This window comes from Bradyrhizobium quebecense (genome assembly GCF_013373795.3).
GTDB classification, from domain to species: Bacteria; Pseudomonadota; Alphaproteobacteria; order Rhizobiales; family Xanthobacteraceae; genus Bradyrhizobium; species Bradyrhizobium quebecense.
On sequence record NZ_CP088022.1, the window covers coordinates 1,444,964 to 1,465,901 of the forward strand.

Annotated in this window: 18 protein-coding genes; 14 read left to right on the forward strand and 4 right to left on the reverse strand. The window is 64.4% G+C overall.

Features of this window, described 5'->3' with window-relative positions:
• Positions 1-287: 287 nt before the first annotated feature.
• From HU230_RS06710 to HU230_RS06720, 3 genes are all read left to right on the forward strand, one after another.
• On the forward strand, positions 288-782 hold the full coding sequence (locus HU230_RS06710) for a MarR family winged helix-turn-helix transcriptional regulator (RefSeq protein WP_176532376.1): 495 nt from the start codon (positions 288-290) through the stop codon (positions 780-782).
• Between the two features lie 3 nt (positions 783-785).
• Entirely contained in the window at positions 786-1,601 is an 816-nt protein-coding gene (locus tag HU230_RS06715) for an alpha/beta hydrolase (RefSeq protein ID WP_176532375.1), read from the forward strand.
• 174 nt (positions 1,602-1,775) lie between these two features.
• Entirely contained in the window at positions 1,776-3,419 is a 1,644-nt protein-coding gene (locus HU230_RS06720; protein ID WP_176532374.1) for a benzoate-CoA ligase family protein, read from the forward strand.
• Positions 3,420-3,466: 47 nt separating this feature from the next.
• Here the strand turns inward: HU230_RS06720 and HU230_RS06725 are convergent, their stop codons facing one another.
• A complete protein-coding gene (locus HU230_RS06725; protein ID WP_420840847.1) occupies positions 3,467-5,080 on the reverse strand; it encodes a DHA2 family efflux MFS transporter permease subunit in 1,614 nt (537 codons plus the stop codon).
• 8 nt (positions 5,081-5,088) lie between these two features.
• On the reverse strand, positions 5,089-6,273 hold the full coding sequence (locus tag HU230_RS06730) for an HlyD family secretion protein (protein WP_176532373.1): 1,185 nt from the start codon (positions 6,271-6,273) through the stop codon (positions 5,089-5,091).
• A 156-nt stretch (positions 6,274-6,429) separates the two neighbouring features.
• On the opposite strand from HU230_RS06730, the gene HU230_RS06735 reads away from it, so the two are divergent.
• Both HU230_RS06735 and HU230_RS06740 read left to right on the forward strand, forming a co-directional pair.
• A complete protein-coding gene (locus HU230_RS06735) occupies positions 6,430-7,140 on the forward strand; it encodes a TetR/AcrR family transcriptional regulator (protein ID WP_176532372.1) in 711 nt (236 codons plus the stop codon).
• Positions 7,140-7,562, forward strand: a complete 423-nt coding sequence (locus HU230_RS06740; RefSeq protein WP_176532371.1) for a hypothetical protein — start codon at positions 7,140-7,142, stop codon at positions 7,560-7,562. Before HU230_RS06735 ends, HU230_RS06740 begins: the two co-directional genes overlap by 1 nt.
• Positions 7,563-7,572: 10 nt before the next feature.
• Here HU230_RS06740 and HU230_RS06745 read toward each other — a convergent pair whose 3' ends face one another.
• Both HU230_RS06745 and HU230_RS06750 read right to left on the reverse strand, forming a co-directional pair.
• Positions 7,573-9,270 carry an ATP-binding protein gene (locus HU230_RS06745; protein ID WP_176532370.1) on the reverse strand — a complete coding sequence of 566 codons (1,698 nt, stop codon included), beginning with the start codon at positions 9,268-9,270 and terminating at the stop codon, positions 7,573-7,575.
• A gap of 157 nt (positions 9,271-9,427) precedes the next feature.
• Entirely contained in the window at positions 9,428-10,354 is a 927-nt protein-coding gene (locus tag HU230_RS06750; protein WP_176532369.1) for a LysR family transcriptional regulator, read from the reverse strand.
• 155 nt (positions 10,355-10,509) lie between these two features.
• Between HU230_RS06750 and HU230_RS06755 the strand changes: the two genes are divergently transcribed.
• The 9 genes from HU230_RS06755 (at position 10,510) to chvE (ending at position 20,915) form a co-directional block, all read left to right on the forward strand.
• Positions 10,510-11,541 carry a class 1 fructose-bisphosphatase gene (locus tag HU230_RS06755; RefSeq protein WP_420840930.1) on the forward strand — a complete coding sequence of 344 codons (1,032 nt, stop codon included), beginning with the start codon at positions 10,510-10,512 and terminating at the stop codon, positions 11,539-11,541.
• An 11-nt stretch (positions 11,542-11,552) separates the two neighbouring features.
• Positions 11,553-12,428, forward strand: a complete 876-nt coding sequence (locus HU230_RS06760) for a phosphoribulokinase (protein ID WP_092127070.1) — start codon at positions 11,553-11,555, stop codon at positions 12,426-12,428.
• Entirely contained in the window at positions 12,425-14,446 is a 2,022-nt protein-coding gene (gene tkt / locus HU230_RS06765) for a transketolase (RefSeq protein ID WP_176532368.1), read from the forward strand. Before HU230_RS06760 ends, tkt begins: the two co-directional genes overlap by 4 nt.
• 15 nt (positions 14,447-14,461) lie before the next feature.
• A complete protein-coding gene (gene fba, locus HU230_RS06770) occupies positions 14,462-15,544 on the forward strand; it encodes a class II fructose-bisphosphate aldolase (protein WP_176532367.1) in 1,083 nt (360 codons plus the stop codon).
• 33 nt (positions 15,545-15,577) lie between these two features.
• Positions 15,578-17,041 carry a form I ribulose bisphosphate carboxylase large subunit gene (locus tag HU230_RS06775; protein WP_176532366.1) on the forward strand — a complete coding sequence of 488 codons (1,464 nt, stop codon included), beginning with the start codon at positions 15,578-15,580 and terminating at the stop codon, positions 17,039-17,041.
• 12 nt (positions 17,042-17,053) lie between these two features.
• Complete coding sequence (locus tag HU230_RS06780; protein WP_176532365.1) at positions 17,054-17,479, forward strand: ribulose bisphosphate carboxylase small subunit; 426 nt, start codon at positions 17,054-17,056, stop codon at positions 17,477-17,479.
• Positions 17,480-17,590: 111 nt separating this feature from the next.
• Positions 17,591-18,520 carry a CbbX protein gene (gene cbbX, locus HU230_RS06785; RefSeq protein WP_176532364.1) on the forward strand — a complete coding sequence of 310 codons (930 nt, stop codon included), beginning with the start codon at positions 17,591-17,593 and terminating at the stop codon, positions 18,518-18,520.
• Positions 18,517-19,233, forward strand: coding sequence for an HAD-IA family hydrolase (locus HU230_RS06790; protein WP_176532363.1), 717 nt, complete (start codon positions 18,517-18,519; stop codon positions 19,231-19,233). The genes cbbX and HU230_RS06790 overlap by 4 nt, the downstream gene beginning before the upstream one ends.
• Before the next feature lie 614 nt (positions 19,234-19,847).
• On the forward strand, positions 19,848-20,915 hold the full coding sequence (chvE, locus tag HU230_RS06795) for a multiple monosaccharide ABC transporter substrate-binding protein (RefSeq protein WP_176532362.1): 1,068 nt from the start codon (positions 19,848-19,850) through the stop codon (positions 20,913-20,915).
• Positions 20,916-20,938 lie beyond the last annotated feature (23 nt).

A 20,938-nucleotide genomic window follows, 5' to 3' on the forward strand; every position in this document is an offset into this window, starting at 1 on the left:
TCCCCCAACCACTGGCTTGATGTTTCGGCTTCGGCCCATTTGGCCTCAGCTTAGTCTGACGCGTGCAACCGCCGCAAGCGATGTGGCATTGCGTCAGGCGACCGTCGCGCACCATGCCGGCGCAGCACATGCAAGCGCCGCGCCAATTGCTTGAAGTTTAAAGAAATTGCAGGATCGGCCGGGCATGTCGGGCTGGATTCGCAATTGTCCTTGCGGGGCGCCGCGAATTGCTTGAAGCTGAAAGCAATCGGTCCGACCGAAACCTGCCGCGGAGGCACGATCGCCGCATGATCCTCGATTCCGAAACCAAAGCCGTCGAACTGCCCGACGATCACGGCACCGAGCTCAGGCTGTGGCTGCGGCTCTTGACCTGCACCACGCTGATCGAAGGCGAGGTGCGCAGCCGGCTGCGCGAGAAGTTCGACGTCACGTTGCCGCGCTTCGACCTGATGGCCCAGCTCGACAAGGTGTCCGACGGCATGACGCTGTCGGACCTGTCGAAGCGAATGATGGTCTCGAACGGCAACGTCACCGGGCTGGTCGAGCGCCTGGTCGAGTCCGGCCATCTCGATCGCCGCACCTCGGAGACCGACCGCCGCGTGCAGTACATCCGGCTGACCAAGCTCGGCCGCGCCGAATTCCGCAAGATGGCCGCCGAGCACGAGAAATGGATTGCGGATATCTTCGGCGACCTGTCGCCAAAGGATATCCGCGAACTGATGCGGCTGCTCGCCAAGGCCAAGGGCTCGGCGCAGCGCTCCGCCAAGGCGAGGACTGCTTAAGCGGTGAGCGGGATCGATTACGAGGTCGAATACAACAACCGCGCGCGCGTGCCGGAAAACCCGGCGCTGATGGCCGGCTGGGCGCGGGACTCGGCGGCCTATCGTGCGCAGCACCCGCCACGGCGACTGACCTATGGACCTGGAAGCCGCAACGTCATCGATCTCTTTGAGGGTGATCGCGACGAGCCGCTCGTGGTTTTCATCCACGGCGGCTACTGGCAGGCGCTCGATGGCTCGTCATCGAGCCACTGTGCGCGGGGCCTCAATGGCCACGGCATCAGCGTCGCGGTGCCGAGTTACGACCTCTGCCCCAACGTCACAGTCGCCGACATCATCGGCGAGATGCGCGCGGCGTCACGCGAACTGGCGAAGCTCGGCCGGCCGCTGGTCATGTCGGGACACTCCGCAGGCGGGCATCTTGCCGCCTGCATGCTTGCGACCGATTGGCCGGCCTACGATGCGTCGCTGCCGACGAATCTGGTCAGGGCTGCTTACGCGATCTCGGGCCTGTTCGAGCTCGAGCCGCTGGTCGGCACCTCCATCAACAAGGCGCTTGGTCTTGACCGCGATGCAGCAAGGGCAGTGAGCCCGCTGCTCTGGAAAGCGCCCGCAGGCGCGACGCTCGATGCGGTGGTCGGCGGCGACGAGAGCGCCGAATATCACCGGCAGAGCCGGACCATCGCTGATGTGTGGGGCGAAGCGGGCGTAGCAACGCGGTTCGGCACTGTGGCCAATGCCAATCATTTCACCGCGATCGCACCGCTCGCCGACCCGGACTCGGAGATGGTCGCGCGGCTGAAGCAGCTCACACAGATCTGAGGTTTGCGGGACCGCGCCATTTCCGCGCGATATCCACCCTTGCGTCAAATTATTTTAAGTATAAAATGATTGGCGATCGGAACGCTGCCGGGCGTCCTCGATACTGGTCTTCTCGATATTTGGTCTTGGCGACAAGACCTTGGCCTTTCTGGATGGAAAGTGAGGGGCAATCGAATGTCAGGCGAATTTCCCGGGCTCGGCCCATCCGGGCATGTCGACGATTTCGCACGGCGCAACCTGCCGCCATCAGCGCAATGGCCGCAGCTGCTGCTCGACCGGCCCGAATTCAGCTATCCCGATTATCTCAACGCCGCGGTCGAACTGACCGACCGCCTCGTCGAGCAGGGCATGGGCGATCGCATCGCGCTGATCGGCAATGGCCGCCAGCGCACCTACAAGGAATTGACCGACTGGTCGAACCGCCTTGCGCATGCGCTGGTGGAGAATTACGGCGTCAAGCCCGGCAATCGCGTCCTGATCCGCTCGGGCAACAACCCGGCGCTGGTCGCGGCCTGGCTCGCGGCGACCAAGGCCGGTGCCGTCGTCGTCAACACGATGCCGATGCTGCGCGCCGGCGAACTGGCCAAGATCGTCGACAAGGCCGAGATTGCGCTGGCGCTGACCGACAGCCGCATCGCGGACGAATTGGTGGCCTGCGCCAAGACCAGCAAATTCCTCAAGCAGGTTGTCAATTTCGACGGCACGCAAAATCACGATGCCGAGCTCGACCGGATTGCGTTGAACAAGCCGGTCAAGTTCGATGCGGTGAAGACCGGCCGTGACGACGTCGCGCTGCTCGGCTTCACGTCGGGCACCACGGGCGAGCCGAAGGCGACGATGCATTTCCACCGCGATCTCCTGATCGTGGCGGACGGCTATGCCAGGGAAGTGCTGAAGGTGACGCCGGACGATGTGTTCGTCGGCTCGCCGCCGCTCGCATTTACGTTTGGCCTTGGCGGGCTCGCGATCTTCCCGCTGCGCTTCGGCGCCACCGCGACACTGCTGGAGAACGCGGCGCCGAGCGAGATGGTCCGGATCATCGAGACCTACAAGGCGACGATCTGCTTTACCGCGCCGACCGCCTATCGGGCGATGATGGCGGCGATGGACAAGGGTGCCGATCTGTCGTCGCTGCGGCTCGCGGTCTCGGCCGGCGAAACGCTGCCGGCGCCGGTGTTCGAGAGCTGGACCAGGAAGACCGGCAAGCCGATCCTCGACGGCATCGGCAGCACGGAGCTGTTGCACATCTTCATCACCAACCGCGCCGGCAGCGCCGTCGCTGGCACCACGGGCACCCCTGTTACCGGCTACCAGGCGAAGATCGTCGACGAGGACATGAACGAGCTGCCGCCGGGCCAGGTCGGCAAGCTGGCGGTTCGCGGCCCGACCGGCTGCCGCTATCTCGCCGACTCCAGGCAGACCAAATATGTCCGCGACGGCTGGAACATCACCGGCGATGCCTTCGTCAGCGACGAAAACGGCCGGCTGTCATTCGTGGCGCGCGCCGACGACATGATCATCTCGGCGGGCTACAATATCGCCGGTCCCGAGGTCGAGGCGGCGCTGCTCGGACATCCCGATGTCGCGGAATGCGCGGTGATCGGCGCGCCTGACGAGGAGCGGGGACAGATCGTCTCGGCCTTCATCGTGCTGAAGCAGGGCGCGCGCAGCGACGATGTCGAGGTCAAGCTGTTGCAGGATCACGTCAAGGCGACGATCGCGCCGTACAAATATCCCCGCGCGATCTCTTTCGTCGAGGCGTTGCCGAAGACCCAGACCGGGAAGATCCAGCGCTTCAAGTTGCGCGAGGCGAGCTGAGAATCGGGCGACGGCTTCTGGCCGTCGCCCCGGGGATCAACGAGAGATCAATGCGCCGCGCCGCGGCCGGCCATATTCTTGGGTTTGCCGGTTAAGAGGATCGCGATCGCGGCGAACACCAGCACGATGCCGATCACGGCAAAGGTGTCGCTGAAGCCAAGCACCAGCGCCTGCCGCTTCACGATGTTGCCGAGCGCCACGATCGCCTGGTTGTGCGCGGTCGCGGGATCGGAGATGCCGTGGCTCAGGAAGTAGTTGGTGACCTCGGCGATCCGCGTGCGCACTTCCTCGCGGCCGAGGTCGACCGACTGGCCGATGATGTTGGAGTGGAATTGCTCGCGCTTGGTGACGATGGTGGCGAGCAGCGCCGTACCGATCGCGCCGCCGAGGTTGCGCATCATGTTGGAGATGCCGGAGGCGGCAGCCGCATCCTGCGGCGCGACGCTGCCGAGGCTGACGGCGGACAGCGGCGCCAGCATGATCGCCTGGCCGATCGCGCGGACGATGTTCGGGACGAAGAACTGGTCGCCGGAGTAATCGAGCGACATCTGTATGTTCATGAAGGATGAGACCGCGAACAGGATCATGCCGGTGAAGGCGATGAAGCGCGGGTCGAACCGCTGCATCAGCTTCGGTACCAGCGGGATCAGGATCAGCTGCGGCAGGCCGGTCCAGGCCAGCACCTGGCCGATCTGCTCGGCATTGTAGCGCTGCACCTGACCGAGATAGGCCGGCAGCAGGTAAACCGAGCCGAACAGCGCGAACCCTACGAACACCGCCGAGATGGTGCCGAAGCCGAAGCTGCGCTGAGTCAAGAGCCGCAGCCGGAGCAGCGGTTTCTCGACCACGAGCTCGATCCAGACGAACAGGGTCAGGCTGACGGCGGCGATCACCGCGAGCTTGACGATGAAGGGCGAGCCGAACCAGTCGTCCTTGTTGCCTTCCTCGAGCACGGCCTGCAGCGACGCGAGGCCGATTGCCATCGTGGCGATGCCCAGCCAGTCGCCCTCGCGAAGCAGATGCAGCTGCAGCGGCTGGCGTTCCAGCGTGAGATAGAGGGTGACGACCATGACCGCGGTCGGAATCACGTTGACGAAGAAGATGGTCTGCCAGCCGTAATTCTCGGTCAGGTAGCCGCCGATGGTCGGGCCGATCGCCGGGGCAAACGTCACGGCGAGCGCGAACATCGCAAGGCCGATCGGCTGCTGCACCTTCGGCAGCTTGGTGAAGACCAGCGTGAAGGCCATCGGGATGAGCACGCCGCCGAAGAAGCCCTGCAGGCCGCGCATCGCGATCATCGACGGCAAATCGTGGGTGAAGGCACAGGCGACCGAGAAGATCGCAAACAGGGTGGCGAAGCCAATGATGATCTTGCGGAACGAGAACACCCGGCTGAGAAAGTCGGTCAGCGGGATCACCACGATCTCGCCGATCAGATAGGACGTCGAGATCCAGGAGCCGTTGTCGACGCCGGTTCCGATGCCGCCCTCGATGTTGAGCAGCGAGGCGTTGGTGATCTGGATGTTGAGGATCGCCATGAAGGCGCCGATCATCGCGGCGACGATGGAAATCCAGACGGCCATGCTGGCGCGGTTGGGATCGACCGCTGCCGCTGCCGCGCGGGGCGCAGCAGCCGGGGAGGAGAGCGCGAGATCGGACATGACATCACCTATTTGAAAGAGGCGACAGCGAGCTTGGGAGAGGCGCTGGAGCGCGGAGTTTCCTCGGCAGGATGCGACAGCGTCGCGATGGAGGGGATCACCGACATGCCCGGCCGCAGGTCGACATTGGTTGCGTCGAGCACGATCTTCACCGGGATGCGCTGCACCACCTTGGTGAAGTTGCCGGTGGCGTTGTCCGGCGGCAGCAGCGCGAACTCCTGACCGCTCGCCGGCGCAAGGCTGTCGACATGACCGCGTACGACCTGACCGGGGAACATGTCGACCTCGATCTCGACCGGCTGGCCCTTGCGGACATTGGTGAGCTGCGTCTCCTTGTAATTCGCGATCACGTAGGCGCCGGTGGCCGGCACCAGCGACATCAGTTGCGTGCCGGCCTGGACGAACTGGCCGGTACGCAGCGTGCGGTTGCCGACGACGCCGTCGATCGGTGCGGTAATGGTGGTGTAGCCGAGATTGAGCTCGGCCTGATTCTGGAGCGCGGTCGCCCGTCCCAACGCCGCAACCGCCTGGGCGATCTCGGCCTTGAGCAGTTCCACCTGGCGCTCTGCGGAGGCGAGGTTTGCGGTGTCGCGGGCGATGGCGGCCTGCGCGCTGGCGTAGCGCGACTGCGCCTGCTGCGCGTTCTGCACACTGCCGTAGCCGGTGCCTGCGAGGTCGGTGTAGCGCTTGTTCTCCTGCTCGGCGAAGATCTGCGTCGCAGTGTCCACCGCAAGCGTCGCGCGCGCCGCCTCGATCACCGAGTGCTGCACGTCGAGCTGTGCGCGTTTGCTGGTGATCGCGGCTTCGGCGGCAGCGACGTCGGCCTTCGACTGATCAAGCGCGACCTTGAAATCGCGCTCGTCGATCCGCGCCAGGATCTGGCCGGCGCGCACATGCTCGTTGTCGCCTACCAGCACCGCGCTGAGATAGCCTGACACCTTCGGTGCGATCGTCGTGTTGTCGGCCTTCACATAAGCGTCGTCGGTCGAGACCTGAAAGCGGCCGACCGTCCAGTAATCCCAGCCATACCAGGCGCCGCCCGCCAGAAGGGCGAGTGCCGCGCCGGTCATGAGCAGGCGGCGAAGCTTGCCCTTTGCGGCGGGCTTGGCCGCCACCGGATTTGCGATCAACTGCTTGGCGGTCTCGGCCGGAACCTGGCTCTCGGCCTTGAAGGACGTTTCATGCTGGCTCATGGCAGGCGCTCCTGATCGTTCTATCCCGCTGGGAAACCGTAGGAATTTTGCTTTCGGCGGCCCAGGATAATTAGGAAACTTGATGTTTTCCAAAATAGAGCCCATATTGAGACTGTCAATAGAATGACAGTTATCATCTAAAAGCATGGCTCGCGGATGAACCGGAATGACAAAGACCAGACAGAGCAGACCGCGTCGGCGCCGGAACGGCGCGGCCGCGGGCGGCCACAGCTTCGTTCCGACGACGAGACGCGCGCGCTGATCTATGAGGCTGCGCGGCGCGAATTCTCGGAGCGCGGCTTCGCCGCGGCCAGCATCGCCGACGTCGCCTGCCGCGCCGGCGTCTCCACCAAGACGCTCTATCGTTTGATTCCGACCAAGCTCGCGCTGTTCGAAGGTATGGTGACCGACCGGGTGGACCGGTTCGTGTCCATCGTGAATCTCGGCGCCTGCGACGGCCGCAATGTTGCGGCGGCCCTGGAGGCCGCTCTGCTGGTCTGCGCCGAGCTCATTCTCGATGCCGAGGTCATTGCGCTGCAGCGGATCATCCTGGCCGAGAGCGACAAATTCCCTGACATCGCCGAGACGTTCTATGAAAAGGCCATGCAGCGCTCGATCGCCGCGCTGGCGAATTGGCTCGGCGTCCAGCAGCGGCGAGGGCGGATCGTGCTCGATGACACCGAAGCCGCAGCGGGCATGCTGCTCGGCATGCTGGTGTTCAAACCGCAGCGCGACGTTATGTTCGGGCACAAGCCCGCACCACTGCACAGCGAGATGGCAGCGCGCGCCAAGGCCTGTGCTGCGCTGTTCCTGTCCGGGTGCGCCGTGCCGGCCGACCGGGCCAACAAGCAGGGCGGAGGCGTGTGATGCCGGCGCCGGCTGCGACCTATACTGTCGAGGCGCAGATCTCGCGCGACGACCGGTCCAAATGCGAAGACGTGCTGAAGCTTTGGATGGCGGCGCTCAATCGCCATGATGCTTCCGCCATGGACGCACTGATGCACTTCCCGCATGCGCGGATCGCCGGCGGCGTGGTCACGGTCTATCAGCAGCCCGGCAACAATCCGATGGACCTGTTCGAGCGGCTGCGCAAACAGGATGGCTGGCATCACAGCGTCTGGAACGAGACCAAGCTCGTGCAGTCCTCGCCGGCCAAGGCGCATTACGCCGTCCGCTATACGCGCTACCGCGAGGACGGATCGGTCATCGGGATCTACGATTCCCTCTATGTGCTGAGCCTGCTCGGCGGCGCCTGGAAGATCCAGAGCCGCTCGAGCTTCGGGCCCTGATGTCGCCGCGCTACTTGGCCGCCACCGCTGATGCCGGAGGCTGGGCCAGCACCTGCCGGATCATTCGGGCGAGGTCGGATTTGCGGTAGGGCTTGGGCAGCAGCGTGACATCGGGGTCGAGACGGCCGTGGTGGAAGATCGCGTCCTCGGTGTAGCCCGATGTGAAGAGCACGCGCACCGAAGGCAGCCTGGCGATCACTGCATCGGCCACCTGCCGGCCATTCATGCCGCCGGACATGATGACATCGGTGAACAGCACGTCGCAGACGAATCCGTTGTCGACGGCGGCCAGCGCTTCCGGGCCGTTGGCGGTGACCATGGTGCGGTAGCCGAGCTGCTCGAGCTGGGCGGCCACGTAATTGCGGACCAGCGGATCGTCCTCGACGACCAGGATGGATTCGTGGCCGCCGCGCGTGTCGACCGGAGGAGGCGGCTCGACGTCGACCATGTCGCCTATGCTGCGCGGCAGATAGAGCTTGATCGACGTGCCGTGGCCTTCTTCGGAATAGATCTTGAGATGCCCGTCGGACTGCTTGATGAAACCGTACACCATGCTCAGCCCGAGGCCGGTGCCCTTGCCGGTGTCCTTGGTGGTGAAGAACGGCTCGAACACCTTTTCGCGGATCCCCTCCGGGATTCCGCCGCCGGTGTCGCTGACCGCGACCATCACATATTCACCTGCCCGCACATCCAGGTTGGTGGCGGCATAGGTCTCGTCGAGGATGACGTTGCTGGTCTCCAGCATCAGCTTGCCGCCATCCGGCATCGCATCGCGGGCATTGAGGGCGAGATTGAGCAGCGCGGTCGACATGTGGTTGGGGTCGATGAACGCCGGCCAGGCGTCGGGTTCGAGCGCGGTTTCGATTTCGATCTGCTCGCCGAGCGACGGGCGCAGCAGCCGCGCGGTGTCCTGCACCAGCGTGTTGAGGTTGGCTTCTCGCGGTTGCAGCGGCTGCTGCCGCGAGAAGGCCAGCAGGTGCTTGGTCACCTCGGCACCGCGAAACGCGGCGTCGCTGATCATCTTGGTGACGGATGACAGCGCGGCATCGTGTTCGACGGCCTCGGCAAGGATGTCGATCAGGCCGGTGATGACGGTCAGGATATTGTTGAAGTCGTGCGCGATGCCGCCGGTGAGGTGTCCGACGGCTTCCATCTTCTGCACCTGGCGCAGCCTCTGCTCGGCTTCGAGCTGTTCGCGGGCGGCCTCGACCTCGCGGGCACGCGAGAAGATTTCCGCTTCCATCTGCTCGGTGCGCTCGCGCAGCCGGTCCGCCAGCTGGTCTTGCTCGGCCCCGCGCTGCTTCAGCTGAACGAAGCCGGTGACGTCTTCGACCCGATGCATGATGTAGGTGAACTGACCATTCGGTCCGAACACCGGCGTGTTGCGCGGGCTCCAGTAACGTTCCTCGAATCCGCCGCCTTCTGACTCGGGCTTACGGATATCGTATTTCTGCACCGACATGGTATCGGGGCGGCGGAACTGGACCACGCGTTCCAGCGAGGCGCGCAGGTTGCGCACGCCGTCGGCGGCCGGATCGTCCGGATTATCGGGAAATACGTCGAACAGCCCGCGCCCAAGGATCGCGGCGCGCTCGGTCTTGGTGGCGCGCAGATAGGCGTCGCTTACTGCCACGATGCGGAAGTCAGGCTGCGTCAGCACCAGATAGAGGCCGGGCGCCGCCTCGAATAACGCCTTGAAGTCAGGCATCGGCGGGGACTGGTTCTGCAGTTCATCCTCCCTCGCAGGGATGCGGTCCGCGCGCGACCGCAGTTAAGATGTGGCACGCGTTCGCGGGAACTTCAATGCTTAACATACGGCGTTAACTCGATTTTTTCGATCGAACGGGTATCGCAACGTCGCGGCGCTAGCGCGAATTCGGCAGATAGCGCCAGCCCTCCTTGCCCAGGAAGTCCAGCATGGCCTGTGCGGGCGGCAGCAGGATCTTGTCGGTGCGCCTGATTGCGTGCCACTGCCGGACGATCGGCAGGCCCTTCACCTTGAGCACCACCAGCCGGCCATCCTCCAGTTCATGGAACACGGTGTGCTGGGAAATGAAGGCGATGCCGAGTCCGGCCATCACCGCCTGCTTGATGGTCTCGTTGCTGTCCATCGCCATGCCGAGCTTCGGCTCCAGTCCGACCCGCTCGAAATATTGCTGCATCAGCATCCGCGTGCCCGATCCCGGCTCGCGGGTGATGAAGGTTTCATTGGCGAGCTCTGATGTCGCGACGTGCCGCCGCCGCGCCAACCGGTGATCGGGTGCGGCGATGATGAAGTGCGGATGCCGGCCGAGCGGCTTCATCTCGACTTCGACATCGGCCGGCGGCCGGCCCATCACCGCGATGTCGAGATCGTAGCCGCGCAGCGCGTCGCGGATTTCCTCGCGGTTGCCGATCCTGAGCGTCACCTCGATCTTGGGAAAGCGGCGCGAGAACGCCGCGATCGCGAACGGCACGAAGTATTTCGCGGTCGAGACCGCGCCCATCGCGACGCGGCCGCCGCTGCGGCCTGCGATCATGTCGAGCGACTGCTCGCAGTCCTTGAGCGCCGCCTCGATCCGCTCGATGAGCGCCAGCACATGCGCGCCGGCATCGGTCAGCGCCATGCCGTCGCCGGTGCGCTGGATCAGCGGCAATCCCGCGAGCGCCTGCAGGTTACGGAGCTGCAGCGTCACCGCGGGCTGCGTCAGGTTGAGCTGGTTGGCCGCCGACGTGATCGAGCGGGCCGCGTGCACGGCCGACAGCGCGCGCAGCTGGCGGATCGTGAGATCCCGCGAGAAGTTGCCGGCCATGACAGCTCCATAAGAAATACTTTGTTCAGACCCAAGATAATGAAATTTCCCTAATTAGGCAATTCGCGCGTTGATAGGCCGAAGGCGACCCCCCCTGTGGTCGCCTCTCGACACCTCGGGACAGAGGGCGCGATCAAAGGGAGAGGCCGGTGGAGATTCGTCCTGCATTGCATGCCCATCTGGAGTGGCCGACGCAGCACAACCCGCTGCGCGCCGCGACCGTTGCGGTGATCGAAGCCCTTGCCGGTGCCGCGATCGAGCTCTCGCGCATCATCGCCGCCGGGCCGCTCGCCGGGATCGGCGGTGAGAGCGGCGGGATCAATCCCGACGGCGATCGCCAGAAGACCATCGACATCGTCGCCGACCGCCTGATGCGGGATGCCTTGCGCACCGCGCCGGTCGCCGCGGTTCTCTCGGAGGAGGTCGAGCTGCCGGAGACGCTCGATCCCGATGCGCCGCTCTGTGTCGCGATCGATCCGCTCGATGGATCCGCCAATCTCGAAAACAACATCTCGATCGGCACGATCTTCTCGATCCGGCCGAAGGGGAACGACATCATCTCGACCTTCTTCGAGCCCGGTACGGCGCAATGTGCCGCGGGCTGCTTCATCTACGGTCCGCAGACCGTGCTGGTGCTGGCGCTCGACCAGTGCGTCGACTGCTTCACGCTGGATCCGCGAACCGGCGAGTTCGTCCTGACTGCGCGTGACTTGCGGGTGCCGCAGGATGCTAAGGAATTCGCCATCAACGCCTCGAACCGGCGGCACTGGAGCGGCCCGGTGCGCAACTACATCGACGAGTGCCTTGCCGGCGTGAACGGCGAGCGCGGGCAGGATTTCAACATGCGCTGGATCGGTTCGCTGGTGGCCGAGGCCTACCGGATCCTGATGCGCGGCGGCGTGTTTCTGTATCCGGCCGATGCGCGCCAGGGCTACCGCGAAGGCCGGCTGCGCCTGCTGTATGAGGCGCATCCCATCGCGCTGATCATGGAATGGGCAGGCGGTGCCGCCTCGAGCGGCCGGTCGCGCATTCTCGATCTCTCGGCACGTACGCCGCATCAGCGCGTGCCGCTGATCATGGGATCGGCGCGCGCCGTGCGCGACGTCGATGCGATCCACCTGACCGTCGAGCCGTTGTTCGAGAGCAGCGATGCCCCGCTGTTCGCGCGGCGCGGCCTGTTTCGCTGAGGGGGGAGCGCATGTCTCGTCGACATCCCATCATCTCGATCACCGGTTCGTCCGGCGCCGGCACCACCTCGGTGAAGAAGACGTTCGAGAACATCTTCCGCCGCGAGAATGTGGTCGCGGCCTATATCGAGGGCGACGCGTTCCACCGTTACGACCGCGCCGAGATGCGCAGCCAGATGCTGGAGAAGGCCGAGCGCGGCGACAAGCATTTCAGCCATTTCAGCCCCGAGACCAATTTGTTCGAGGAGCTGGAGAAGCTGTTCAGCGACTATGCCGAGACCGGCACCGGCACGACGCGGCACTATGTGCACGACGAAGAGGAATCGCGGCTCTACGGCGCCAAGCCCGGCACGTTCACCGCGTGGGAGGCGCTGCCGGAGAATTCCGACCTCTTGTTCTACGAGGGCCTGCACGGCGCCGTGGTCACCGACAAAGTGAACGTCGCGCAGCACGCCGATCTCAAGATCGGGGTCGTGCCGGTGATCAATCTCGAATGGATCCAGAAGCTGCATCGTGACCGCAGCCATCGCGGCTACTCCACCGAGGCGGTGACCGACACCATCCTGCGCCGCATGCCCGACTACGTGAACTACATCTGCCCGCAATTCAGCGAGACCGACATCAATTTCCAGCGCGTGCCGACGGTCGATACGTCGAACCCGTTCATCGCGCGCTGGATCCCGACGCCGGATGAATCGATGGTCGTGATCCGGTTGAAGAACCCGCGCGGCATCGATTTTCCCTATCTGCTCTCGATGATCCCGAACAGCTTCATGTCGCGCGCCAATTCGATCGTGATTCACGGCGCCAAGCTCGATCTCGCGATGCAGCTCATCCTGACCCCGTTGATCCTGCAATTGATCGAACGAAAGAGGCGAACGATATGACCGCACTTGCGTCCGTTGCCAACCGGCCCGAAATCAGCCACGACGAGATGGCCAACGCCATCCGCTTCCTTGCCATCGACGCGGTCGAGCAGGCGAAATCCGGCCATCCCGGCATGCCGATGGGCATGGCCGATGTCGCGACCGTGCTGTTCACCGACTTCCTGAAGTTCGACCCGGCCGATCCGGCCTGGCCCGACCGCGACCGCTTCGTGCTGTCCGCCGGTCACGGCTCGATGCTGCTCTATGCGCTGCTCTATCTGACCGGCTACGAGCGCATGACGCTCGATCAGCTCAAGGCGTTCCGGCAATGGGGATCGCAAACCCCGGGACATCCCGAATACGGGCATACGCCTGGTGTCGAGACCACGACCGGGCCGCTCGGGCAGGGGATCGCGACCGCGGTCGGCATGGCGCTCGCCGAGCGGTTGATGAACGCCCGCTTCGGCGACGACCTCGTCGACCACTGCACCTATGTGATCGCCGGCGATGGTTGCCTGATGGAAGGCCTCAGCCATGAGGCGGTCTCGCTCGCCGGCCATCTGCGGCTGAACCGGCTGATCGTGCTGTTCGACGACAACCACATCTCGATCGACGGCGCCACCTCGCTGTCCTGCTCGGACGACCAGACGGCGCGGTTCAAAGCCAGCGGCTGGAACGTTTGCCGTATCGACGGCCACGATCCGCAGGCGATCTCTACCGCGATCAGGCAGGCGCGAGCGAGCGATCGTCCGTCGCTCATCGCCTGCCGCACGGTGATCGGGTTCGGTGCCCCGAACCGGCAGGGCAGCGAGAAGGTGCACGGCGCGCCGCTCGGCGCCGATGAGACGGCGAAGACCCGAAGCGCGCTGCACTGGCCATATCCGGCCTTCGAAATCCCCGATGCCGTGCTGGCCGAGTGGCGCGAACTCGGTGGTCGCGGCCGTGACGCGCGGCGGGCCTGGATCGAGCGCTCGCGCAGCGCCTGCAAGGCGGGTAACGGCGAGCGGTCTCCGTTCCACGACGCCCTGAACCGGAAATTGCCCTGTGCCTATGCAGAGGCGATGGCGAAGCTGGTGGAACGGTTCGCAACCGAGCGGCCGAAGCTCGCCACGCGGCAGGCCTCGCAGCAGGTGATCGACGTGATCGCCGAAACGTTGCCCAATCTCCTGGGCGGATCGGCCGACCTCACGCACTCCAATCTGACGCTGGCGAAGTCGCAGGTCTCGGTGCGGCCGGAAACGCTCGACGGCAACTATATCCACTATGGCATCCGCGAGCACGGCATGGCGGCGGCGATGAATGGCATCGCTTTGCATGGCGGGTTCATTCCTTATGGCGGCACCTTCCTCAGCTTCGCCGATTACAGCCGGCCGGCGATCCGCCTCGCAGCGCTGATGGGCATCCGCGTCATCCACGTGATGACCCATGACTCGATCGGGCTCGGTGAGGACGGGCCGACGCATCAGCCGGTCGAGCATCTGGCGGCGCTGCGGGCGATCCCGAACCTGCTGGTGTTCCGCCCGGCCGATGCGGTCGAGACCGCGGAAGCCTGGGACTGTGCGCTTAAGGCAGAGACCTCGCCGTCGATCCTCTGCCTGTCGCGGCAAGCGCTGCCGACGGTCCGCGACGGCAGCAAGGACAACCAGGTTGCGCTCGGCGCCTACGTTCTCGTCGAGCCGGCCTTCGGGCGTGACGTCACCCTGATTGCAACGGGTTCGGAGGTGTCGATCGCGCTCGAAGCCGCAAAGCTGCTGGCGGAAGCAGGGGTGCAGGCCGCGGTCGTCTCGGCCCCGTGCTTCGACCTGTTCCGCCAGCAGCCGCGCGACTATCGCGCCCAGGTGCTGGGCAGCGTCCCGCGCGTCGGCGTGGAAGCCGCGGTCGAGGGCGACTGGGCGCGCTGGCTCGGCGACGACGGCGTATTCGTCGGCATGACCGGCTTCGGCGCTTCGGCGCCGGCCGACGTGCTCTACCGCGAATTCGGCATCACCCCTGTGGCAGTTGCCGCTGCAGCAAAACAGCTCATGCAACGAGCGAATTGAAAGGAGGACGCCATCATGGCGCGGATAACCTTGAGGCAATTGCTGGACCACGCCGCCGAACGCGGCTACGGCGTGCCGGCCTTCAACATCAACAACATGGAGCAGGGCCTCGCCATCATGGAGGCGGCGGCGGCCTGCGATGCGCCTGTGATCATCCAGGCTTCGCGCGGCGCGCGGTCCTACGCCAACGACATCATGCTGGCCAAGATGATCGATGCGCTGGAGGAAATGTATCCGCAGATCCCGCTCTGCCTGCATCTCGATCACGGCAACGAAGAGGCGACGTGCGCGACTGCGATCCGCTACGGTTTCACCTCCGTCATGATGGACGGTTCGCTCAAGGCCGACGCCAAGACCGCGGCCGACTATGACTACAATGTCGATATCACCCGCCGGGTGGTCGATATGGCGCACTGGGTCGGCGCGTCGGTCGAGGGCGAGCTCGGCGTGCTCGGCTCGCTCGAGCACGGCGGCGGCGAGCAGGAGGATGGTCACGGCGTCGAGGGCCAGATCAGCCATGATCAGCTGCTTACCGACCCGGACCAGGCGGTCGATTTCGTCCGCGCCACCAAAGTCGATGCCCTCGCGATCGCGATGGGCACCTCGCACGGCGCCTACAAGTTCACGCGCCGCCCCGACGGCGAGATCCTGGCGATGCGCGTGGTCGAGGAGATCCACACGCGCCTGCCCAACACGCATCTGGTGATGCACGGCTCGTCCTCGGTGCCGCAGGCGCTGCAGGACATGTTCAACCAGTTCGGCGGCGAGATGCCGCAGACTTGGGGCGTGCCGGTCGAGGAGATCGTCCGCGGCATCAAGCACGGCGTGCGCAAGGTCAACATCGACACCGATTGCCGGCTGGCGATGGCGGCCGCTTTCCGCAAGGTCGCCGTGCAGTCGAAGGGCGAGTTCGATCCGCGCAAATTCCTCAAGCCCGCGATGGATGCGCTGCGCGAACTCTGCCGTGACCGCTTCGAGCAGTTCGGTACGGCCGGCAACGCCGCCCGGATCAAGGTGGTTGCACTGCCGGAGATGGCCCGTCGCTATCGCGCCGGCGCGCTCGATCCGCAGATTGGAAAGATCACCCAGGCCGCCTGAGCAGACGGCGACGAACGACGACAGGAGATTGAGATGAACATACAGCCATCGATTACCGTGCGCGGCAAGGATCGCTACAAGTCCGGCGTGATGGAATACAAGCGGATGGGCTATTGGGAGCCGAACTACGAGCCCAAGGACACCGACGTCATCGCCCTGTTCCGCGTCACGCCGCAGGACGGCGTCGATCCGACCGAAGCCTGCGCGGCGGTGGCGGGCGAATCCTCGACCGCGACCTGGACCGTGGTGTGGACCGATCGGCTGACCGCCGCGGAGAAATACCGGGCGAAGTGCTATCGCGTCGATCCGGTGCCGAACTCGCCGGGCAGCTACTTCGCCTATATCGCCTATGATCTCGACCTGTTCGAGCCGGGCTCGATCTCGAACCTGACCGCCTCGATTATCGGCAATGTGTTCGGCTTCAAGCCGCTGAAGGCGTTGCGGCTCGAGGACATGCGGCTTCCGACCGCCTATGTGAAGACGTTCCAGGGCCCGGCGACCGGCATCGTCGTGGAACGCGAGCGGCTCGACAAGTTCGGCCGTCCCTTGCTCGGCGCCACCGTGAAGCCGAAGCTCGGCCTGTCCGGCCGCAACTATGGCCGCGTTGTCTATGAAGCCTTGAAAGGCGGGCTCGACTTCACCAAGGACGACGAGAACATCAACTCGCAGCCCTTCATGCACTGGCGCGAGCGCTTCCTGTACTGCATGGAGGCGGTCAACCGCGCTCAGGCCGCGACCGGCGAGATCAAGGGCACCTATCTCAACGTCACCGCGGCGACGATGGAGGACATGTACGAGCGCGCCGAGTTCGCCCATGAGCTCGGTTCCAACATCGTCATGATCGATCTCGTGATCGGCTACACCGCGATCCAGTCGATGGCGAAGTGGGCGCGCCGGAACAACATGATCCTGCATCTGCACCGTGCCGGCCATTCGACCTACACGCGGCAGCGCAGCCATGGCGTCTCGTTCCGCGTGATCGCGAAATGGATGCGGCTCGCCGGTGTCGACCACATCCATGCCGGCACGGTGGTCGGCAAGCTCGAGGGCGATCCCAACACCACGCGCGGCTACTACGACATCTGTCGCGAGGACTTCAACCCGATGCAGCTCGAGCACGGCGTGTTCTTCGACCAGAACTGGGCGAGCCTCAACAAGCTGATGCCGGTGGCTTCCGGCGGCATTCATGCCGGCCAGATGCACCAGCTGCTCGACCTGCTCGGCGAGGACGTCGTGCTGCAGTTCGGCGGCGGCACGATCGGGCATCCCCGCGGAATCCAGGCCGGCGCCACCGCCAACCGCGTCGCGCTGGAAGCCATGATCCTCGCCCGCAACGAGGGACGCGACTACGTCCACGAGGGGCCGGAGATCCTGGCCAAGGCGGCGCTGACCTGCACGCCGCTGCGCGAGGCGCTCGACGTCTGGAAGGACGTCACCTTCAACTACGAGTCGACGGACGCCCCCGATTTCGTTCCCACGCCGAGCATGGCGGTCTGACAGGAGTTTCTCATGCGCGTGACCCAAGGTTGCTTCTCTTTCCTGCCCGATCTCTCCGATGAGCAGATCGCCGCGCAGGTGCAATACTGCCTCGACAAGGGTTGGGCAGTGAACATCGAGTTCACCGATGATCCGCACCCCCGCAACACCTATTGGGACATGTGGGGCCTGCCGATGTTCGACCTGCGCGATGCGGCCGGCATCATGAAGGAACTCGCCGACTGTCGGCGCGTCTATGGCGACCGCTACATCCGGATCTCCGGCTTTGATTCCAGTCACGGCTGGGAATCGGTTCGCATCTCCTTCATCGTCAACCGGCCGCGCGAGGAGCCGGGCTTCCGGCTCGATCGCCAGGAAGTTGCCGGACGCAACCAGCGTTACGCGACGCATTCCTACGCGGCGAGCCGCCCCGAGGGCGAACGATACACCGATCGTTGACCGCGTCCGGCTTGCAAGCCAGGCGGATTGCTCCCTCGACCGTCCTGGTCCGGATGCACTTCTCCGTCGTCGCCGCCGCGGCGACGGAGCTTTTCTCGAAGCGAGAGGATAATGACGCAACCGCAAGAACAAATCCGCGAAACGCCGCCCGAGACCATCGACCTCCGGCATGAATTTGCCGACCTCGGTATTGGCGACGTGCTCGACCAGCTCGATTCCGAATTGATCGGTCTCAAGCCGGTGAAGACCCGTATCCGAGAGATCGCCTCGCTGCTGCTGGTCGAACGCATCAGGCGGAAGATGGCGCTGGCGACGACGTTCCCGACGCTGCACATGTCGTTCACCGGCAATCCCGGCACCGGCAAGACCACGGTTGCGCTGCGGATGGCCGGTATCCTGCACAAGCTCGGCTTCGTGCGCCGCGGCCACGTCATCAGCGTCACGCGCGATGACCTGGTCGGGCAATATATCGGCCACACCGCGCCGAAGACGAAAGAGATATTGAAGAAGGCGATGGGCGGCGTGCTGTTCATCGACGAGGCCTATTACCTGTACCGTCCCGAGAACGAACGCGACTACGGCCAGGAGGCGATCGAGATCCTGCTGCAGATCATGGAACAGCAGCGCGAGGATCTGGTGGTGATCCTGGCCGGCTATGGCGACCGCATGGAGAAGTTCTTCCAGAGCAATCCGGGGTTCCGCTCCCGCATCGCGCATCACATCGACTTCCCGGACTATTCGGATGGCGAGCTGCTCTGGATCGCCGAGCTGATGTTGCAACAGCAGAATTATCGTTTCTCCCCGGAAGCACGCGAGGCCTTCACCCGGTACATCGGCATCCGCAAGCAACAGCCGCTGTTCTCCAATGCGCGCTCGATCCGCAACGCGCTCGACCGCGTCCGGCTGCGCCAGGCCAACCGGATCGTGGCGAAGCTCGACCGCACGCTCACGACCGACGACGTGATGTCGATCGAGGCCGGCGACGTGCTTGCGAGCCGCGTGTTCGCGAAAGGGGCGGGCGCGGCGGGCGAGGCACGATGAACCAGGCGCTCGCCGGCATCAGGAACGCCGGGATGCGCCACATCATTGCGGGCGCCCGCGCCTTGATCTTCGATGTCGACGGCACGCTCGCCGAAACCGAGGAGGTGCATCGCCGCGCCTTCAATGAGGCGTTCGCCGAGGCCGGCCTCGATTGGTTTTGGGACCAGGTCACCTACGCGCGGCTGCTTCGGGTCGCCGGAGGCAAGGAGCGCATCCGCGCCTTCGACCAGCGCAACGCGGTTCCGTCGCTGACATTCGCAGACATCGCCGACCTGCACGGGATCAAGACCAAGCGCTACGCCGCGCTGATCGCGGCGGGTGACTGCCCGTTGCGGTCGGGCGTGAGGGCATGGCTCGCCGGCGCGCGCAGCCGCGGCCAGCGCCTGGCGATCGCCACGACGACCTCGCATGGCAATATCGATGCGCTGCTGTCGGTTGCGCTGGGGCCGGCCTGGGCCGATCTGTTCGAGGCGATCGTGGCCGGCGACGACGTGCCGCGGAAGAAGCCGGCACCCGATGTCTATGTCGAGGTGCTGGCGCGGCTCGCGCTTGGCCCGGCCGATTGCATTGCCGTGGAGGATTCCGGCAACGGCCTCATCGCGGCGTCGCGGGCGGGCATCCCCGTGGTCATCACCCGCAGCACCTATTTCAGCGACGACGATTTCGCCGGAGCGTTGCTTGTTGTTGACGATCTGTCTGACATCGACGCCTGAAGGCCGCTGCCGCCGGCCGGCAGTTCTGATTAATTTATTCTGGAAGTTAAATAAATGATGCTTGCCTCCATTACATAGTAGGGGCACAATCTCACCAAAGGTTGTCAGAAGCAGCGCCGCACCTAGCGGATGGTGAGGCTTGCTCAATTATTTCGGGAGATAACGCCTCGTGACCCTCCATGTCGCCGGTCAATTTATTTGGATATCTAAATAAATGGCCAGTCGGTGCGCGCATTCATATAGTAGGGGTGGCATCCACCAAAGGTTGCTCAAGACGGTGACGTACCACCAGAAATTCTGGCGGGTGGTAGCGCTTGCCAACAGTTCCGGGAGACCGGCGCCTCATGATCCTCCACGTCATTCCCGCACCTCGTTCATCCCACGACATGACTCGCGGGTGAACTTGGTATTGCAGGATCGACATGGCTGACCGTGCGGAGTGAGCATTGGCGCTGTTGACGGGTTCAATCGACATTCCGCAATTTCGGGTCGTGACGGTCCTGGCGCCGATCCGACATCGCCGTAGATCTGCGGCCGGCCCACGAACGATAGCCGTCGATTGACGCGGTCCACGGCAACGGTACCCTCAACTCAAAAAACCAAGGGAGCGAAGCATGTTCAAACTGAAGGTCTCGTTGATCGCACTGGCGTTGGCAGGTCTTACTGCGACCTCACCGGACGCACGCGCCCAGAGCAAGCCGACCATCGGCATCGCGATGCCGACCAAGTCCTCGGCGCGCTGGATCGACGACGGCAACAACATGGTCAAGGTGCTGAAGGAACGCGGCTACGGTACCGACCTGCAATATGCCGACGACGACATCCCGAACCAGCTCTCCCAGGTCGAGAACATGGTGACCAAGGGCGCCAAGGTCCTGGTCATCGCGGCAATCGACGGCACCACGCTGTCCGATGCGCTGAAGCAGGCCAAGGCCCAGGGCATCACGGTGATCGCCTATGACCGCCTGATCCGGGACACGCCGAACGTCGACTATTACGCGACCTTCGACAATTTCCAGGTCGGCGTGCTGCAGGCAGGGTCGATCGTGAATGCGCTCGGGCTGAAGGACGGCAAGGGGCCCTTCAATATCGAGCTGTTCGGCGGCTCGCCCGACGACAACAACGCCTATTTCTTCTACGACGGTGCGATGTCGGTGCTGAAGCCGTATATCGACAGCGGCAAGCTTGTCGTTGCGAGCGGCCAGATGGGCATGGGTAAGGTCGCGACCTTGCGCTGGGACGGCGCGACGGCGCAGGCACGGATGGACAATCTGCTCAGCGCCTTCTACGGCAAGAAGCGCGTCGATGCGGTGCTGTCGCCCTATGACGGCCTGTCGATCGGCATCATCTCCTCCCTGAAGGGCGTCGGTTACGGCAGCAAGGATCAGCCGATGCCGTTCGTCAGCGGCCAGGATGCCGAGGTGCCCTCGATCAAGGCCATGCTGCGCGGCGAGCAATATTCGACCATCTTCAAGGACACCCGCGATCTCGCCAAGGTCACGGCCGACATGGTCGATGCCGTGCTGAGCAAGAAGGAGGTCAGTGTCAATGACACCAAGACCTACAACAACGGGGTCAAGGTGGTTCCGTCCTATCTGCTGAAGCCGGTCGTGGTGGATAAGACCAATTGGGAGAAAGTCCTGATTGACAGCGGCTACTACAAGCGTTCGCAATTCGACTAGGGCGGGCGAGCGGGGCTGATAGC

What these genes read in the sequence shown, in the direction of transcription:
- HU230_RS06710 (WP_176532376.1), top strand. Translation starts at nt 288, where the DNA reads ATGATCCTCGATTCCGAAACCAAAGCCGTCGAACTGCCCGACGATCAC.
- HU230_RS06720 (WP_176532374.1), top strand. Translation starts at nt 1,776, where the DNA reads ATGTCAGGCGAATTTCCCGGGCTCGGCCCATCCGGGCATGTCGACGAT.
- HU230_RS06725 (WP_420840847.1), bottom strand. Translation starts at nt 5,080, where the DNA reads ATGTCCGATCTCGCGCTCTCCTCCCCGGCTGCTGCGCCCCGCGCGGCA.
- HU230_RS06730 (WP_176532373.1), bottom strand. Translation starts at nt 6,273, where the DNA reads ATGAGCCAGCATGAAACGTCCTTCAAGGCCGAGAGCCAGGTTCCGGCC.
- HU230_RS06735 (WP_176532372.1), top strand. Translation starts at nt 6,430, where the DNA reads ATGAACCGGAATGACAAAGACCAGACAGAGCAGACCGCGTCGGCGCCG.
- HU230_RS06740 (WP_176532371.1), top strand. Translation starts at nt 7,140, where the DNA reads ATGCCGGCGCCGGCTGCGACCTATACTGTCGAGGCGCAGATCTCGCGC.
- HU230_RS06745 (WP_176532370.1), bottom strand. Translation starts at nt 9,270, where the DNA reads ATGCCTGACTTCAAGGCGTTATTCGAGGCGGCGCCCGGCCTCTATCTG.
- HU230_RS06750 (WP_176532369.1), bottom strand. Translation starts at nt 10,354, where the DNA reads ATGGCCGGCAACTTCTCGCGGGATCTCACGATCCGCCAGCTGCGCGCG.
- HU230_RS06760 (WP_092127070.1), top strand. Translation starts at nt 11,553, where the DNA reads ATGTCTCGTCGACATCCCATCATCTCGATCACCGGTTCGTCCGGCGCC.
- tkt (WP_176532368.1), top strand. Translation starts at nt 12,425, where the DNA reads ATGACCGCACTTGCGTCCGTTGCCAACCGGCCCGAAATCAGCCACGAC.
- fba (WP_176532367.1), top strand. Translation starts at nt 14,462, where the DNA reads ATGGCGCGGATAACCTTGAGGCAATTGCTGGACCACGCCGCCGAACGC.
- HU230_RS06775 (WP_176532366.1), top strand. Translation starts at nt 15,578, where the DNA reads ATGAACATACAGCCATCGATTACCGTGCGCGGCAAGGATCGCTACAAG.
- HU230_RS06780 (WP_176532365.1), top strand. Translation starts at nt 17,054, where the DNA reads ATGCGCGTGACCCAAGGTTGCTTCTCTTTCCTGCCCGATCTCTCCGAT.
- cbbX (WP_176532364.1), top strand. Translation starts at nt 17,591, where the DNA reads ATGACGCAACCGCAAGAACAAATCCGCGAAACGCCGCCCGAGACCATC.
- HU230_RS06790 (WP_176532363.1), top strand. Translation starts at nt 18,517, where the DNA reads ATGAACCAGGCGCTCGCCGGCATCAGGAACGCCGGGATGCGCCACATC.
- chvE (WP_176532362.1), top strand. Translation starts at nt 19,848, where the DNA reads ATGTTCAAACTGAAGGTCTCGTTGATCGCACTGGCGTTGGCAGGTCTT.